The following is a 15,301-nucleotide window of genomic DNA, read 5'->3' on the forward strand; positions in this document are numbered from 1 at the left end:
CTCAGGCCTTGACCGCGTAGTCCTTGAGGATTCCCAGCGGCACGATGGCCAGGGTTTCCTCGTGGGTCGCCTCCAGCACCAGGTGCGGGGCGGCGCCGGCGTCCAGCGCCTCCTTCCAGCGCGGCGCGCAGAGGCACCAGCGGTCGCCGGGCTTCAGGCCTGGAAAGGCGTAGTCGGGCGCCGGGGTCGAGAGGTCGTTGCCCATGGCCTTGGAGTATTCCAGGAAGTCGGCGGTCATCACCGCGCAGACGGTGTGGATACCTGTGTCGGCCGGTCCGGTCTCGCAGCAGCCGTTGCGGAAGAAGCCGGTGACGGGGTCGAGGGAGCAGGAGATAAGCTCTCCGCCCAGCACGTTTTTTGCATCCTCGTCGTATCGAATGGTCATGGCCCCACCCTAGCTCGTAAGAGGGGGCCCCGCCTAATTGAGAACGGAGCCCGCCCGTGATCGCCGCCCGGCCGCGCCGCAGCGCCCTCTACATGCCCGCCGCCAACGCACGGGCGATCGAAAAGGCCCGCGACCTGACCTGCGACGTGGTGATCCTGGATCTGGAGGACGCCGTCGCGCCCGACGCCAAGGAGATCGCCCGCCAGCAGGCCGTCGAGGCCGTGAAGGCCGGCGGGTTTGGCCGTCGCGAGGTGGTGATCCGGGTCAACGGCCTCGACACCCCCTGGGGCGCCGAAGACCTGGCCGCGGCGGCCGCCGCCTGTCCCGACGCCATCCTGGCCCCCAAGGTCTCCAGCGCCGCGGACGTGGCGGCTTACGATGCGGGGCTGTCGGGTGAGACCCGCCTGTGGGTGATGATCGAGACCTGCGCCTCCCTCTTCGCCCTGGAGTCCATCGCCGCCTGCGGAGGGACCAGCCGCCTCGACGCCCTGGTGATCGGGACCAACGACCTGGCCAAGGAGATGCGTTGTCGGCTCACCGTGGACCGGGCGCCCCTGGTGGGGCCCCTGTCCCTCAGCGTCGCCGCCGCCCGGGCCCACGGCCTGGCCATTCTCGACGGGGTCCATAACGGCATCGCAGATGAAGCCGGCCTGGTCCGGCAGTGCGAGCAGGGGGCGGAGTTCGGGTTCGACGGCAAGACCCTGATCCATCCGGGACAGATCGAGGCCGCCAACGCCGCTTTTTCTCCGGCTCCGGGCGAGGTCCATTGGGCGCGCATAATTGTCGCCGCCTTCGATTCGCCGGAAAACGCAGCTAAGGGCGTGCTTCGAATTGAGGGACGCATGGTGGAGCGGTTGCATCTGGTCGAGGCGCAGCGTCTGATCGCTGTGGCCGACGCAATCGCCGCGGCGTGAGGCAGGATTTGGAAAACCGGGTGTCGAGAGTCTGGCGCGTCGCCGCGGCCTTCACGGCCCTGATCCTGAGCGCGCCCGTGGCCGCCGCGCAGGATCTCGATCCTATCGGCGCCCTGCTGGACCAGGCTCAGCCAGGGTCGGAGACGATCCCGCAATCTCCCACCCCGTCACCGCCTCCGACCGCCGCGCCGGTCCCAAGCGCGCCCGTCACCACCGCACCGCCGGTCGGCGCCTCCCCGCCGCCCGCCGCCTACACGCCCCCGCCGGTCTATAACAGCCCGGCCGCGGTCCAGCCGCAGCTTCCCTATGTGAACACCCCGCCTGTCTACCGGCCGCCAGCCTACACCCCGCCGCCCTACGTCGCGCCCGCGCCGCGCCGGCCGCGCCTCACCGCCCCGGTCCATATCGACGAGATCGGCAAGACGCCGGAGGCGCCGCCGACCGCCGTCGACCTCAGCTATGAAGCGCGCATGCGCTCGTCCTTCAACTCCGCCCAGGGTCTGCAGGGACCGCTGGACGGAGCCTGGACCCTGAGGGCCGGGGGCGCGGAGCTCTATGACCTGCAACTGGTGGACAGCGGTTCCGGAAATCTCGAGGGCGCGTGGCGCGATCCCCGCCGGCGGGGCGCCACGGACGCTTCGGGCTTCATCGACACGATCAGCCGCGTCGGGGGGCAGCTCATCATCCGCCTGACGCCACGGCCCGGCGCCGAGCCCTCGATCCTGATGCTCAACGCCGACAGCAACGGGACCTGGTCAGGCGAACTGACCGAACGCGGCGAGCGCCGGTCGGTGACGATGCGCCGGAACTAGGGGCGCGAGGGCGTGGACAGGGTCACTGGCGGGTTGTTGCCGGGGCTGATGGACAGCACTGAGCGCTCATTCTCGGCCTTGAAATAGACCGCCGCCGCGATGGCGGCGTTGATCTCATCGGTCAGGCTGTTGATCTGCTGAACGGGCTTCGCCCACGCCGTCAGGGCGGGCGGCGCCTCCAAGGCGGCCCCAAGGGCGCCCGGCACCTCCGCATCCGGAACGCGGCCGAGGTTGAAGCTGTAGGTGGAGGTGAACACCGGCAGATTGCGGCCAGTGTATTCCGGGGGCGCGGTCTGCCCCCCCACCAGGCTCGAGGCCAGATTGAAGGGCGCCTTCAGCACAACCGAGAGGGTTTCCTTGGAGGTCGCCCGCATGCTGCGGTCAAGCCGCGCGACCGTGTCGTCGAGGATGGCGGTGTCGGCCGCCAGGCTGCGTGCCGCCTGGTCGCCGCCGAAAGTCCAGATGCTGGCGGCGTTCCCCAGCTTCCTGGCGGCAGCGGTGAGTTGGTCGCACCGCGTGTCTAGATTGGCGTTTGCTCTTTCCGCCGCTTTCCTCGCGTCGCTCCCCAAACTCGGCTTGATCCTGGCAGGATCAAGCTTGGCCAAGGTGGACGGGTCGCAGGCTTCCCGCACCCGCGCACGGAAGTCCGCCGTCTGATTGCCGCCCCCCGTCATCTGAGGCGTTATGGCGCCAAGCGCGGCGTTCAAGGACTCGGCCCGCACGACGGTCATGGTCATGGCGATGGCGGCGACGTTGTAAAGCCGGGCGCGCGGGCCGGGAGAGGCCAGGTCGTCAGCGATCAAGGGCAGCAGACCCACGGCGGTCCAGGCGTTGAGGCTGTCTTTGGCCGCATGGCCGACACCGATGGCGACCACCGTCAGGCCGGCGGCCGAGCCGGTGGTGAAGGCGTCGGTTTCCCATTGGCGCACACCTGCGAGGCGGCGATAGGATCGGGCGGCGGCGCGGGTCGTCCGGGCCACGCAGGAAAAGTCCGGCGCCTCTGGCGACAGGCAGCCGTCGAGCCGCTCCGACAGCAGAGGGATCTGCACGCCGGCTTGATCCTTCTTCTTGCCGAGCGGCCGGTCCATGAGCGTGTCGGCGCCAACCCGCACAAGCTCTCGGCTGGGTGACGGCATCGTCTGCGCCACGGCCGACCCGGCCATCGCCAAGGCTCCGCTCACCACGGTCACCATCGAACGTCGCAACTTCATGCCAGCCCCCCGACCGGTGTTATCCGAATTTGACAATAAGACTCAGCTTCAAGGGGTTTTCAACAAAAATACAACCTCGAAGAGTCAGAGGCCGAGCGCGCGGCGCGCCGTGTCGGTGGCGTAGGCAAGCTCGTCGGCCGCGTAGGTCTCCGCCGGGCTGTGGCCCCACACCGGCCCGGGCCAGGCGGGGTCGTCGCGACGCCGCCCCACCACATGGACGTGAAGCTGCGGCGTCACATTGCCCAAGGCGCCGACGTTCAGCTTTTCCGGCGGGGCGCCCAGAGCCTCACCCAGGACCCGCAGGGCCTGGCCGACCCGGACGATTTCCTCCATCAGGACGGCCCGATCCGCCGCCGGCAGGTCCTCAATCTCCCGCAGGCCCGCTCCCCTGGGGATCAGCACCAGCCACGGATAGCGCGCGTCGTCCTGCAGCCGGACATGGCAGAGCCGAAGGTCGCCCAGGGCGTGGGATGTGGCCAGGAAGGCGGGGTCGAGCTGGAGCATGTCGGAGGATGACCACGCGTCCGCGCCGCCGCAAAGGGCCTAAACTCCGCGTGCGGCATTGCAGCAAGGCGGTGGTTTGAGCTACGGGGACCCCCGACTTGGCGCACCTGCCGTCCCGCAACAGCTATCGGAGCAGCCCCATGACCACCAAGACCCCCATCCGCGTGGCGGTCACCGGCGCGGCCGGCAACATCGGCTACGCCCTCCTCTTCCGCATCGCCTCGGGCGAAATGTTCGGCAAGGACCAGCCGGTGATCCTGCAGCTGCTGGAAATCCCGGTGGAAGGCCCCCAGAAGGCGTTGAAGGGCGTCGCCATGGAGCTCGAGGACTGCGCCTTCCCGCTGCTCCAGGACATGGTCCTGACCGGCGAGGCCGAAGTGGCGTTCAAAGATGTGAATTGGGCCCTGCTGGTGGGCTCCAAGCCCCGCGGTCCCGGCATGGAGCGCGCCGACCTGCTGAAGGACAATGGCAAGATCTTCATCGCCCAGGGCAAGGCCATCGACGCCGTCGCCGCTGACAACGCCCGCGTGGCCGTGGTGGGCAACCCCTGCAACACCAACGTCATGATCGCCGCCAACCAGGCCAAGCGCCTGCCCAAGGATCGCTTCACCGCCATGGTGCGCCTGGACGAGAACCGCGGCCGCGCGCAGCTGGCCAAGAAGGCCGGCGTCTCGATCAACGACGTCAGCGACCTGTTCATCTACGGCAACCACAGCCCGACCATGTTCGCCGACTTCACCCACGCCAAGATCGGCGGCAAGGACGCGGCCTCGGTGATCGGCGACGAGGCTTGGCTGAAGAACGAGTACCTGCCCGCCGTCGGCAAACGCGGCGCGGCCATCATCGAGGCCCGCGGTCTGTCCTCGGCCGCCTCGGCCGCCAACGCCCTGATCGACCACGTGCGCGATCTGAACACCGTCGGCGCGATCCACTCGGTCGCCGTCGACAGCCAGGGCCGCTACGGCTTCGCCGAAGGCGTCTGGGCCGGCATGCCGGTGAAGACCACCGCGCCGGGCGCCTATGAGGTCATCACCTCCTACGAGATGGACGACTTCGCCAAGAGCAAGATCGCGCTGACCAATGACGAACTGGTGGGCGAACGCGAGACCATCAAGGACCTGTTGGTCTAGGAAACCGGCTGGGCGTCCACGCCCGCCACACGCGCCTCTTGGACCCCGCTCGGCGCTGGCCGGGCGGGGTTTTCATTGGCCGCCAGCTCGGAGATGCGTTTCTCGTAGAGGCTGGCGAGGGCCTCGGGGGACGTCCTGGCGGCCGCTTCGCGGGCGGGCAGCCAGCGGGCCTGGCTCCTCGCCAGCACCGGATGATCGGCGCCCGAGCCCAAGGCGGCCTTGTAGGCGCCAGACAGCCGGCGGTCGGCCTCGGCCAGGGCCGGGTCCACGCAGACCATCTGGTCGGCCAGGGTCCGGGCGCTCCGGCAATCGAAGCTGGGGGCCTCCACAAAGACGGCGTCGACGACCTGGCCAGTCTGGGCGACGGGTGGCGGGGCGGAAACGCCGACGTCCATCAGGCTCGCCGCCGGGGCGATCTCCTCGTCGGGCTCGGCCAGCGCGATCTGGACCCGCTGCGCCGCCGGAGCGTCGGCCGCCGCGCGGGGCGTGGCCTGGCGCAGGGCCGAGCCGGCGGCGCGGCGATCCACATCGGCCCGCATCCAGAGGCCCAGTCCCATCCCCATCACGCAGGCGATGCTGACGGCGGCGGAAATGTGGACCGGATTGATCGAAAGGTGGGGGTGGGGGCTCTCGGCCTCGAGGGGCCGGAAGATCATCGGGGTTTCGTGGAATTCCGGCGCGCGGAGGCGCAGGAGGCTGCTGGGGGTGAACATGGTTAACGTCCTGGCGTATTCTGGTCCGCCGCAGACGCCCCGGAGTGGCCCCGATGTGCGCCCGCCCTCTCGAACCGACGCCAATACCCATATTGGGGAGGCGATGAATTGTGGCTGAACGGCGCCATTAATTTCGCGTCTGGATAGAATTATTGATCAACCCTGACGCGACGCCTCAGCGCTCGTAGGCCGCCACCTCATCCAGCTCCTGGATACGCTGGTCATAGAGGTCGGACACTTCCTCTGGCGCGTGGCGCGCGGCGTCCTCGCGGGCGTCCAGCCAGCGCTGCTGCTGGCGGCGCAGGCGGTGCATCGGAACCCCGGAGTCCATCGCGCGGCGCCAGGCGCTGGCCAGCCGCCGGTCCTGAGCGGCCAGGGTCTCGTCGTTGCAGACCAGTTCCTCAGCTGCGCTGGCGCTCTGGGCGCAGTCGAAGCTGGGACCCCGGGCCATGGGCCGGGTCTGACGGGCGGCAGGCTGAATCTCGCTTACGGGCAGAGCGGCGGGCGGTGTGGCGGGCGCGGGGCGAGGCGCCTGAAGGCCGGAGGGCAGCAGCTCCAGCTTGCCGCCAGACACGGCGGGCAGGGGTTCGTCGCGATCGATCTCGATCTGCACCTGCTCCACCGGTTTCATCGACCCGGGCGCGCGGGTGTCCTCGGCCAACTGCGGTCGAGCCAAGAGACCCAGGCCCAGGCCCAGGACGCAGGCGCCTGCGACCCCCGCCAGAATCATCGGCCGGCTGAAAGGCGACTTGGCGGGGGGGCCAACGACAATAGGGGCGTCAGGCGGCGAGCCGCCGCGGGTTTCAGTGGTCATGACGCGCGTCCTTGGTCCAAGCCTCCTGAACCCCCGAGGCGACCCTATCGTTGCGGCGCGCGCCTGAACCGCGCCTGAACCGCCATTGCGAAGCGCGCCCGCGCGACGCTATGTCGGGCGGGCGCAGGAGCCGCCCATGACCGCCATCGGCCCGACCCTCGAGACCGACCGCCTCATCCTGCGCCCGCCCTGCGCGGCCGACTTCGAGCCCTGGTGCGCCTTCATGGCCGATGAGGAGGCCGCCCGGCACATCGGCGGGCTGCAGGCGCCCTCCGTAGTGTGGCGGGCCCTGTGCTCGGTCACCGGCGCCTGGACCATCAGCGGGTTTTCGATGTTCTGCGTCATCGAGAAGGCCACCGGCGACTGGGTCGGCCGGCTAGGTCCCTGGCAGCCCGAGGGCTGGCCCGGGACCGAGGTGGGCTGGGGGATCATCCGCGACCGCTGGGGCAAGGGCTATGCGACGGAGGGGGCTATCGCCGCCACGGACTGGGCCTTTGACAACTTCGGCTGGCATGAGGTGGTGCACACCATCGACCCGGCCAACACCGCCTCGGCCGCGGTGGCCAGGCGCCTGGGGTCGACGATCCTGCGCCAGGCGCAGATGCCCGCGCCCTACGAGGCGCTCGCGGTCGATGTCTGGGGTCAGAGCCGGGAAGACTGGGCCGCCCGTAGAGCGTCGCGCTAAATCCAGCCGGCCTCGCGGATCAGCTTGGCGTAGGTCCGGCTGACCGGGACCTCCGAGCCGTCCTTCAGCGTCAGGGTCGCCCGCCCGTCTCCCCGACGAGCGTCGGCCACGGCGTCCCGCGCGACCCACCAGGAGCGGTGCACCTGGGCGCCCTCGATCCCCGCCAGTTCGGCGACGGCGTCGGCCAACCGCATCAGGATCAGGTCCTGGCCCTTGGAGGTGTGCAGGCGCAGGTAATGGTCCTGGGCCTCCACCGCCCAGATCTCCGCGCCCCGCAGCTTCAGGGGCAGGCGTTCCAGGAACTTCACGGGCGCCGGCGCGACGGTGGGCGCCTGGGCCGCCATGCGCCGATGGGACACGAAGATCGCCAGGCCGCTTATCGCCAGGCACATGACCCAGGTGATCAGCATGTACTGCGGCAGCTCGCGGCTGTGGGCCCGGCCGCTCGACACAAATCCCACCGCGCCCCAGACCAGCAGGCCCATGAGCGGCGTCATCAGGGTGCCGCTGATCGCCGTGTGGACCACCAGGCCGCGGCGGGTGAGGGGAATGAGGCTGGCCAGCCGGAAACTCACCATGCCCAGCAGCGCCCCGGCCAGGCCGAGCGTCACCATGAAGGCCGTGCGCGGCAGGAAGGCCACGTGGCCGCTGTCGAAGGCCTCCACGAAGCTGAGGAACACCCCCACGCTGGCCGAGACCACGAGCGTCCGCCGGATCCCAGCCTGGCTCAGGGGTTCCAGTCGCGAAGCGTGAACGGCGCCGGGCTGCGACTCGCGCAGGCGATCTGTCATTCGACGCAACGTCCTTTGCGCATGGGACGACGAGATCTCCACAAGGCGGCAGCGGGCCACGAGGGCCCTCCAGCGGAGATAGATGATGTCGCGGGTTTCTCAAACGTCGGCGCAGGCGGCCCCCAGCCGGATTGAAGAGATCCGCAGGGTCGTCCTGCCGCTGGCGGCGGTCGGGCTGGCGGTCGCCCTGGTCCCTGTCGCCGGCGGCATTGTCCGCGCCGCCAGCGGCGGCCGGCTCCGCGCCCCGGACTGGGGCCTGCTCGCCGCCCAGCCCCTGGTCATCCAGCTCCATCTGGCGGCCGCGGTGGTCGCCCTGGTGATCGGCGCCATGCTGATGCTGATGCGCAAGGGCGTGACCTTCCACCGCCGGGCCGGCTGGCTGTGGGTGACGGCCATGTCCATCGTGGCCGGATCCTCGATCTTCATCACCGGGGTGAACGGCGACCGCTGGTCGTTCATCCACATGATCACCGGCTGGACCCTGATCGCCCTGCCCCTGGCGGTCATCGCGGCCCGCCGCCATGACGTGAAACAGCACCGCCGCTTCATGATGGGCATGTTCTACGGCGGCCTGATCATCGCCGGCGGCCTGACCTTCATCCCCGGCCGAACCATGTGGAACGTCTTCTTCGCCTGACTCTCCGGCGCCCGGCGGGGGGTGTTCCGCGGCAGGGAACGCACCCGCCGGACAATTGGACGCGAACGTTATTTTTCTGACCGTGGCGCGGTTGCAACGGTCCGGAACGGCGCTTATACCCCGGCTTCTCGCCGCACTGGGCGAGCCCAAACAGCGCGTCTCGCGACCTCATGAATATACACGAGCATCAAGCCAAAGCCGTCCTCTCCGAGTTCGGCGTGGCGGTCCCGCGTGGCTATCCGGCCTTCACCGTCGAGGAGGCCGTCAAGGCGGCCGAAACCCTCGGGGGCCCGGTCTTCGTGGTGAAATCCCAGATCCATGCCGGCGGCCGCGGCAAGGGCGTGTTCGAGGGCCTCGGCCCCGACGCCAAGGGCGGCGTCCGGGTGGTCAAGAGCGTCGATGACGTCCGCTCCAACGCCGCCGAGATGCTTGGTCGGGTGCTGGTGACCCACCAGACCGGCCCCAAGGGCAAGCAGGTCAACCGCCTCTACATCGAGGAAGGCGCGGCGATCGCCAAGGAATTCTACCTGTCCCTGCTGGTGGACCGGGACACGAGCCGGATCTCGGTCGTGGCCTCCACCGAGGGCGGCATGGACATCGAGGAGGTGGCCCACGCCACCCCTGAGAAGATCATCACCTTCTCCATCGACCCGGCCACCGGCGTCTGGAACCACCACGGCCTGAAGCTCTCCAAGGCGCTGGGCCTCAAGGGCGACCTCTCCAAGCAGGCCGGCAAGCTGCTGCGCCAGCTCTATACGGCGTTCCTGGCCAAGGACATGGCCATGCTGGAGATCAACCCGCTGATCGTCACCGCCGACGACCAGTTGCGCGTCCTCGACGCCAAGGTCTCCTTCGACAGCAACGCCCTCTACCGCCACGCCGACATCGTCGCCCTGCGCGACGAGAGCGAGGAGGACCCCAAGGAGATCGAGGCCTCCAAGTTCGACCTCAGCTACATCGCCCTCGACGGCGAGATCGGCTGCATGGTCAACGGCGCCGGCCTGGCCATGGCCACCATGGACATCATCAAGCTCTACGGCGCCGAGCCCGCCAACTTCCTGGACGTCGGCGGCGGCGCCGACGAAGCCAAGGTGACGGCGGCCTTCAAGATCATCATGGCCGACCCCAACGTGAAGGGCATCCTGGTGAACATCTTCGGCGGCATCGCCCGTTGCGACGTCCTGGCCCAGGGCGTGGTGGCGGCGGTCAAGCAGGTGGGCCTGACGGTTCCCCTGGTGGTGCGCCTGGAAGGCACCAACGCCGAGCTCGGCAAGAAGATCATCAATGAGAGCGGCCTGAACGTCATCGCCGCCAACGACCTTTCCGATGGTGCCGAGAAGATCGTCGCCGCCGTGCGTGGAGCCGCCTGATGTCCATCCTCATCGGCAAAGAGACGCGCGTCATCTGCCAGGGCATCACCGGCGCCCAGGGCACCTTCCACTCCGAACAGGCCATCGCCTTCGGCACCAAGATGGTCGGCGGCGTCACTCCCGGTAAGGGTGGCTCCACCCATATCGGCCTGCCGGTCTTCGACACTGTCGATGAGGCCGTCCGCGCCACCGGCGCCGACGCCAGCGTCATCTATGTGCCGCCCGCCTTCGCCGCGGACTCCATCCTGGAAGCCATCGACGCCGAAGTCCCCCTGGTGATCTGCATCACCGAGGGCATCCCGGTGGCCGACATGATCCAGGTGAAGCGCGCCCTGATCGGCTCAAAAACCAGGCTGATCGGCCCCAACTGCCCCGGCGTCCTGACCCCGGAAGCCTGCAAGATCGGCATCATGCCGGCGAATATCTTCAAGAAGGGCTCGGTGGGTGTTGTCTCGCGCTCGGGCACGCTTACCTACGAAGCCGTGTTCCAGACCACCCAGGTGGGCCTGGGCCAATCGACGGCGGTGGGCATTGGCGGCGACCCGGTGAAAGGCACCGAGTTCATCGACATGCTCGACATGTTCCTGAAGGACCCGGAGACCGAGTCGATCATCATGATCGGCGAGATCGGCGGGTCGGCGGAAGAAGACGCGGCTGAGTTCATTAAGAATTCAGCAATCAAGAAGCCTATGGTCGGCTTCATCGCGGGACGCACCGCGCCGCCTGGCCGGCGCATGGGTCACGCGGGCGCGATCATCTCCGGCGGCAAGGGCGGCGCCGAGGACAAGATCGCTGCGATGGAGGCTGCGGGCATCCGCGTGTCACCTTCGCCGGCGAAACTGGGCGAAACCCTTCTTGAGGTGCTCAAGGGCGCCTAAGACCTTTCCAGCCGAAGTGGGGGCCGGTTCGGCGTTAGGAAAGGTCTCACTAAGTGTTTGACCGAACTCCTAGGAGTTCGGTCGGGTGCACAATCAAGCGTAGGGCGGTCCGCGCTCGGCTCCTCTTTTGAAGCTTCGCGGTCCCTCCGGGAAAGCGAACGACATGGCCGACGATGCAGGTCTGATCAACGAGGTGCTCGCCGAGACCTCCTTCCTCTATGGCGGCAACACCGCCTTCGTGGAGGACCTCTACGCGAAATGGGCCGCCGACCCGAACGCGGTCGAGGCTTCGTGGCGCGCCTTCTTCGCCTCGCTACAGGATCGCGCCGACGAGGTTAAGGCCGCCGCCGCCAGGCCCGGCTGGACCCAGAAGACCGCCCCCGCCGCCCGCCCCGACTGGCTCTCGGCCATCGACGGCCTGTGGCCGGCCGTGGAGGCCAAGGTCGGCGCCAAGGTCGCCGAGCGCGCCGCGCCCGCCGCCAATCCCGAATCCGTCCGCGCCGCCACCCTCGATTCCCTGCGCGCCATCATGATGATCCGCGCCTACCGGATGCGCGGCCACCTGCGGGCCAACCTGGACCCCCTGGGCATCGCCATCCCGGAGGGCGACGCCACCGAACTCGACCCCGCGTCCTATGGCTTCACCGAGGCCGACTACGACCGCCCCATCTTCCTGGACTTCGTGCTGGGCCTGGAAACCGGCACCATCCGCGAGATCCTGGAGATCCTGCGCCGCACCTACTGCAACGACATCGGCGTGCAGTACATGCACATCTCCGATCCGCAGCAGAAGGCCTGGCTGCAGGAGCGCATCGAGGGCCGGGATAAGGAAATAAGCTTCACCAAGGAGGGCAAGGTCGCCATCCTGAAGAAGCTCATCGAGGCCGAGGGCTTCGAGAAATTCCTGCACAAGCGCTTCCCCGGCACCAAGCGCTTCGGCCTGGACGGCGGCGAGGCCATGGTTCCGGCCCTGGAGCAGATCATCAAGCGCGGCGGCGCGCTGGGCGTGAAGGACATCGTCATCGGCATGCCCCACCGGGGCCGCCTGAACGTGCTCGCCGCCGTGATGGCCAAGCCCTACCAGGTCATCTTCCACGAGTTCCAGGGCGGCTCCAGCCTGCCCTCGGATGTGGAAGGGTCGGGCGACGTGAAGTACCACATGGGCGCCTCCTCGGACCGCGCCTTCGACGGCAACAATGTCCACCTCTCGCTGACCGCCAACCCCTCCCACCTGGAGATCGTCAACCCGGTGGTGCTGGGCAAGGTGCGCGCCAAGCAGGCCTACACCCTGCGCGACGCGCCGGACTCCGGCCGCAACCACGTCCTGCCTCTGCTGCTGCACGGGGACGCGGCCTTCGCCGGCCAGGGCGTGATCGCTGAATGCTTCACCATCTCGGGCGTGAAGGGCTACCGCACCGGCGGCACCATCCACTTCATCGTCAACAACCAGATCGGCTTCACCACGGCTCCGGCCTTCAGCCGTTCCTCGCCCTATCCGTCGGACGTGGCCCTGATGGTGGAGGCGCCGATCTTCCACGTGAACGGCGACGACCCCGAGGCCGTGACCTATGTCGCCAAGGTGGCTACCGAGTTCCGCCAGCAGTTTGGCAAGGACGTGGTCATCGACATGTTCTGCTATCGCCGGTTCGGTCACAACGAGGGTGACGACCCGACGATGACCTCGCCCTTGATGTACGCCAAGATCAAGGACCACCCCTCGACCCGCGAACTCTATTCCCGCCAGCTGATCGGCGAGGGCGTGATCACCGAGGACGACGTCGCCGCCTGGATGAAGAAATTCGACGACTTCCTCGACCAGGAGATGGAGTCCGGCAAGACCTACAAGGCCAACAAGGCTGACTGGCTGGACGGCAAGTGGGCGGGCCTGGCCCTGCCCGACGGCGACGACCGCCGCGGCGACACCAGCGTCGCCCTGCAGAAGCTGCTGGACCTGGGCGCCCGGGTCACCGCGATCCCGGAGAGCCTCGACGTCCACAAGACGGTCAAGCGCGCCATCGAGAACCGCCGCGCGGCCATCGAAACCGGGGAGGGCCTCGACTGGGCCACCGGCGAACACCTGGCCTTCGCCACCCTGCTGGACGAGGGCTTCCCCGTCCGCCTGGCCGGCCAGGACAGCGTGCGCGGCACCTTCGTGCAGCGCCACTGCGACCTGATCGACCAGACCACCGAGGCCCACTACCAGCCGCTCTCCAACCTGCGCCCCGGCCAGGCCCATTTCGAGGTGCTCGACAGCCCCCTGTCGGAAGAGGCGGTGCTGGGCTTCGAGTACGGCTTCTCGCTCGCCGACCCCAAGACCCTGGTGCTGTGGGAAGGCCAGTTCGGCGACTTCGCCAACGGCGCCCAGGTGGTGATCGACCAGTTCATCTCCTCGGGTGAACGGAAGTGGCTGCGGATGAGCGGCCTGGTCCTGCTCCTGCCCCACGGCTACGAGGGCCAGGGCCCGGAGCACTCCTCCGCCCGCCTGGAGCGCTTCCTGCAGCTCTGCGCCGAGGACAACCTCCAGGTCGTCAACTGCTCGACGCCGGCCAACTACTTCCACGTCCTGCGCCGCCAGATGCGCCGCGAGTTCCGCAAGCCCCTGGTGGTGATGACGCCCAAGTCGCTGCTGCGGCACAAGAAGGCGACGTCGCGGCTCGTGGACCTGGCGGAGGGCTCGTCCTTCCACCGCGTGCTGCACGACGACGCCGAGCGCGGCGTCAACACCGCCACCAAGCTCGTGGAGCCCGACAAGATCCGCCGCGTCGTGCTGTGTTCGGGCAAGGTCTATTACGACCTGCTGGACGCCCGCGAGGAGAAGGGCGTCGACGACGTCTATCTCATGCGCCTGGAGCAGTTCTATCCGTGGCCGGTGAAGTCGCTGTCCACCGAGCTGTCGCGCTTCCCCAACGCCGAACTGGTCTGGTGTCAGGAAGAGCCGAAGAACATGGGCGGCTGGACCTTCGTGGACCCGTGGCTGGAGCTCACCCTTGAACGCCTGAAGATCAAGGCCAAGCGCGCCCGCTATGTCGGCCGCCCCGCCTCGGCCTCCACCGCCGCCGGCCAGATGAGCCGGCACATGAAGGAGCTTCAGACGTTCCTTGCTGAAGCCTTCGCCTAAACCGACCGCCCGAAAGAACAGGAAGAACCTCTCCAATGGCCGACATCATGACGCCCACGCTCGGCGAATCCGTCACCGAGGCGACTGTGGCGCGCTGGGCCAAGAAGCCCGGGGACGCGGTCCGCAAGGATGAGATCCTCGTCGAACTGGAGACCGACAAGGTCAGCCTGGAAGTCGCCGCCCCGGCTGACGGGGTGCTGACCTCCATCAGCGCCGAGGAAGGCGCCACGGTCGAGCCCGGCGCGGTCCTGGGCCACGTGACCGAGGGCGCTGTCGCCGCCGCCGCGCCGAAGCCCGCGGCCCCGAAGGCCGAAGCCCCCAAGGCGGCCGAGCCGGCTCCCGCTCCCGCGCCTGCGCCTGTTGCGGCTCCCGCGCCCAAGCCCGCGGCCGCCGCGGCGCCCCTCGCCCCCTCGGCCCAGCGCATCGTGGCTGAGAACAACCTCGACGGCGGCGCGATATCCGGGACCGGCAAGGACGGCCGGGTGACCAAGGGTGACGCCCTCGCGGCCCTCGAGGCGCGCGCCAATGCGCCCGCCGCCGCCGCCGCCGCCGCCCCTGCCGCTTCGGCTCCGCGCGAGATCCATGCGCGCGAGGAACGGGTCCGAATGACCCGCCTGCGCCAGACCATCGCGCGCCGCCTGAAGGAGGCCCAGAACGCTGCGGCCATGCTGACGACCTTCAACGAGGTCGACATGACCAACGTCATGGCCCTGCGCACCAAGTACAAGGACGTCTTCGAGAAGACCCACGGCGTGAAGCTGGGCTTCATGAGCTTCTTCGTGGCCGCCGTGGTCCACGGCCTGAAGCAGGTCCCGGAGGTCAACGCCGAGATCGAAGGCCAGGACATCATCTACAAGAACCACTACGACATCGGCGTCGCCGTCGGCACCGACCGAGGCCTGGTGGTTCCCGTGGTCCGTGACGCCGACGCACTCAACCTGGCCGGCGTCGAGAAGGCCATCGGAGCCCTGGGCAAGAAGGCTCGGGACGGGGCGCTCGCCATGGAAGACCTGCAGGGCGGCACCTTCACCATCTCCAATGGCGGAGTCTACGGCTCGCTGATGTCGACGCCGATCCTCAACGCGCCGCAGTCGGGCATCCTCGGCATGCACAAGATCCAGGAGCGTCCCATGGCCATCGGCGGCCAGGTGGTGATCCGGCCGATGATGTACCTGGCGCTCAGCTACGACCACCGCGTGGTGGACGGCCAGGGCGCGGTGACCTTCCTGGTCCACGTCAAGGACGCCATCGAGAACCCGGAGCGCCTGCTGCTGGATATCTAGAAGGCGTTCGCCTTCCCATATCCTCCCCAGCACCTCTCAATTCGGAAGACCAAGGC

General features: G+C 68.6%; 15 protein-coding genes. 9 read left to right on the top strand and 6 right to left on the bottom strand.

Features of this window, described 5'->3' with window-relative positions; all coding sequences use genetic code 11:
- Window position 1: 1 nt before the first annotated feature.
- A complete protein-coding gene (locus tag OCL97_RS04805; protein WP_377368079.1) occupies window positions 2–385 on the bottom strand; it encodes a DUF2237 family protein in 384 nt (127 codons plus the stop codon).
- Between the two features lie 56 nt (window positions 386–441).
- Here OCL97_RS04805 and OCL97_RS04810 point away from each other — a divergent pair, with 56 nt between their 5' ends.
- Together OCL97_RS04810 and OCL97_RS04815 are read left to right on the top strand one after the other, a co-directional pair.
- Entirely contained in the window at window positions 442–1,299 is an 858-nt protein-coding gene (locus OCL97_RS04810) for an HpcH/HpaI aldolase/citrate lyase family protein (RefSeq protein ID WP_377368081.1), read from the top strand.
- A 20-nt stretch (window positions 1,300–1,319) separates the two neighbouring features.
- On the top strand, window positions 1,320–2,111 hold the full coding sequence (locus OCL97_RS04815; protein WP_377368083.1) for a hypothetical protein: 792 nt from the start codon (window positions 1,320–1,322) through the stop codon (window positions 2,109–2,111).
- Here OCL97_RS04815 and OCL97_RS04820 read toward each other — a convergent pair.
- Window positions 2,108–3,322, bottom strand: a complete 1,215-nt coding sequence (locus tag OCL97_RS04820; protein WP_377368085.1) for a hypothetical protein — start codon at window positions 3,320–3,322, stop codon at window positions 2,108–2,110. The genes OCL97_RS04815 and OCL97_RS04820 overlap by 4 nt on opposite strands.
- 84 nt (window positions 3,323–3,406) lie before the next feature.
- Complete coding sequence (locus OCL97_RS04825) at window positions 3,407–3,826, bottom strand: HIT domain-containing protein (protein WP_377368087.1); 420 nt, start codon at window positions 3,824–3,826, stop codon at window positions 3,407–3,409.
- Between the two features lie 140 nt (window positions 3,827–3,966).
- On the opposite strand from OCL97_RS04825, the gene OCL97_RS04830 reads away from it, so the two are divergent.
- Window positions 3,967–4,956: a malate dehydrogenase gene (locus tag OCL97_RS04830; RefSeq protein WP_304775309.1), complete on the top strand. Its 990-nt coding sequence runs from the start codon at window positions 3,967–3,969 to the stop codon at window positions 4,954–4,956.
- Here the strand turns inward: OCL97_RS04830 and OCL97_RS04835 are convergent.
- Both OCL97_RS04835 and OCL97_RS04840 read right to left on the bottom strand, forming a co-directional pair.
- On the bottom strand, window positions 4,953–5,669 hold the full coding sequence (locus OCL97_RS04835) for a lysozyme inhibitor LprI family protein (RefSeq protein ID WP_377368089.1): 717 nt from the start codon (window positions 5,667–5,669) through the stop codon (window positions 4,953–4,955). The two genes, OCL97_RS04830 and OCL97_RS04835, sit on opposite strands and share 4 nt — an antisense overlap.
- Before the next feature lie 175 nt (window positions 5,670–5,844).
- A complete protein-coding gene (locus OCL97_RS04840) occupies window positions 5,845–6,483 on the bottom strand; it encodes a lysozyme inhibitor LprI family protein (RefSeq protein ID WP_377368091.1) in 639 nt (212 codons plus the stop codon).
- Window positions 6,484–6,619: 136 nt separating this feature from the next.
- Between OCL97_RS04840 and OCL97_RS04845 the strand changes: the two genes are divergently transcribed.
- On the top strand, window positions 6,620–7,168 hold the full coding sequence (locus OCL97_RS04845; protein ID WP_377368093.1) for a GNAT family N-acetyltransferase: 549 nt from the start codon (window positions 6,620–6,622) through the stop codon (window positions 7,166–7,168).
- Here the strand turns inward: OCL97_RS04845 and OCL97_RS04850 are convergent.
- Entirely contained in the window at window positions 7,165–7,959 is a 795-nt protein-coding gene (locus tag OCL97_RS04850) for a LytTR family DNA-binding domain-containing protein (protein ID WP_377368095.1), read from the bottom strand. The two genes, OCL97_RS04845 and OCL97_RS04850, sit on opposite strands and share 4 nt — an antisense overlap.
- A gap of 85 nt (window positions 7,960–8,044) precedes the next feature.
- Here OCL97_RS04850 and OCL97_RS04855 point away from each other — a divergent pair, with 85 nt between their 5' ends.
- From OCL97_RS04855 to odhB, 5 genes are all read left to right on the top strand, one after another.
- Window positions 8,045–8,596: a DUF2306 domain-containing protein gene (locus tag OCL97_RS04855; RefSeq protein WP_305312860.1), complete on the top strand. Its 552-nt coding sequence runs from the start codon at window positions 8,045–8,047 to the stop codon at window positions 8,594–8,596.
- A 170-nt stretch (window positions 8,597–8,766) separates the two neighbouring features.
- A complete protein-coding gene (gene sucC, locus OCL97_RS04860) occupies window positions 8,767–9,966 on the top strand; it encodes an ADP-forming succinate--CoA ligase subunit beta (RefSeq protein ID WP_377368098.1) in 1,200 nt (399 codons plus the stop codon).
- A complete protein-coding gene (gene sucD, locus OCL97_RS04865) occupies window positions 9,966–10,844 on the top strand; it encodes a succinate--CoA ligase subunit alpha (RefSeq protein WP_304775296.1) in 879 nt (292 codons plus the stop codon). Before sucC ends, sucD begins: the two co-directional genes overlap by 1 nt.
- A 163-nt stretch (window positions 10,845–11,007) precedes the next feature.
- On the top strand, window positions 11,008–13,962 hold the full coding sequence (locus OCL97_RS04870) for a 2-oxoglutarate dehydrogenase E1 component (RefSeq protein ID WP_377368100.1): 2,955 nt from the start codon (window positions 11,008–11,010) through the stop codon (window positions 13,960–13,962).
- A 35-nt stretch (window positions 13,963–13,997) separates the two neighbouring features.
- Window positions 13,998–15,245, top strand: coding sequence for a 2-oxoglutarate dehydrogenase complex dihydrolipoyllysine-residue succinyltransferase (gene odhB / locus OCL97_RS04875; protein ID WP_377368102.1), 1,248 nt, complete (start codon window positions 13,998–14,000; stop codon window positions 15,243–15,245).
- Window positions 15,246–15,301 lie beyond the last annotated feature (56 nt).

This window comes from Phenylobacterium ferrooxidans (assembly GCF_042714595.1).
Taxonomy (GTDB): Bacteria; Pseudomonadota; Alphaproteobacteria; order Caulobacterales; family Caulobacteraceae; genus Phenylobacterium; species Phenylobacterium ferrooxidans.

Coding starts and splice junctions, on each gene's coding strand:
- OCL97_RS04805 (WP_377368079.1), bottom strand. CDS start 385: ATGACCATTCGATACGACGAGGATGCAAAAAACGTGCTGGGCGGAGAG.
- OCL97_RS04820 (WP_377368085.1), bottom strand. CDS start 3,322: ATGAAGTTGCGACGTTCGATGGTGACCGTGGTGAGCGGAGCCTTGGCG.
- OCL97_RS04825 (WP_377368087.1), bottom strand. CDS start 3,826: ATGCTCCAGCTCGACCCCGCCTTCCTGGCCACATCCCACGCCCTGGGC.
- OCL97_RS04830 (WP_304775309.1), top strand. CDS start 3,967: ATGACCACCAAGACCCCCATCCGCGTGGCGGTCACCGGCGCGGCCGGC.
- OCL97_RS04835 (WP_377368089.1), bottom strand. CDS start 5,669: ATGTTCACCCCCAGCAGCCTCCTGCGCCTCCGCGCGCCGGAATTCCAC.
- OCL97_RS04840 (WP_377368091.1), bottom strand. CDS start 6,483: ATGACCACTGAAACCCGCGGCGGCTCGCCGCCTGACGCCCCTATTGTC.
- OCL97_RS04845 (WP_377368093.1), top strand. CDS start 6,620: ATGACCGCCATCGGCCCGACCCTCGAGACCGACCGCCTCATCCTGCGC.
- OCL97_RS04850 (WP_377368095.1), bottom strand. CDS start 7,959: ATGACAGATCGCCTGCGCGAGTCGCAGCCCGGCGCCGTTCACGCTTCG.
- OCL97_RS04855 (WP_305312860.1), top strand. CDS start 8,045: ATGTCGCGGGTTTCTCAAACGTCGGCGCAGGCGGCCCCCAGCCGGATT.
- sucC (WP_377368098.1), top strand. CDS start 8,767: ATGAATATACACGAGCATCAAGCCAAAGCCGTCCTCTCCGAGTTCGGC.
- sucD (WP_304775296.1), top strand. CDS start 9,966: ATGTCCATCCTCATCGGCAAAGAGACGCGCGTCATCTGCCAGGGCATC.
- OCL97_RS04870 (WP_377368100.1), top strand. CDS start 11,008: ATGGCCGACGATGCAGGTCTGATCAACGAGGTGCTCGCCGAGACCTCC.
- odhB (WP_377368102.1), top strand. CDS start 13,998: ATGGCCGACATCATGACGCCCACGCTCGGCGAATCCGTCACCGAGGCG.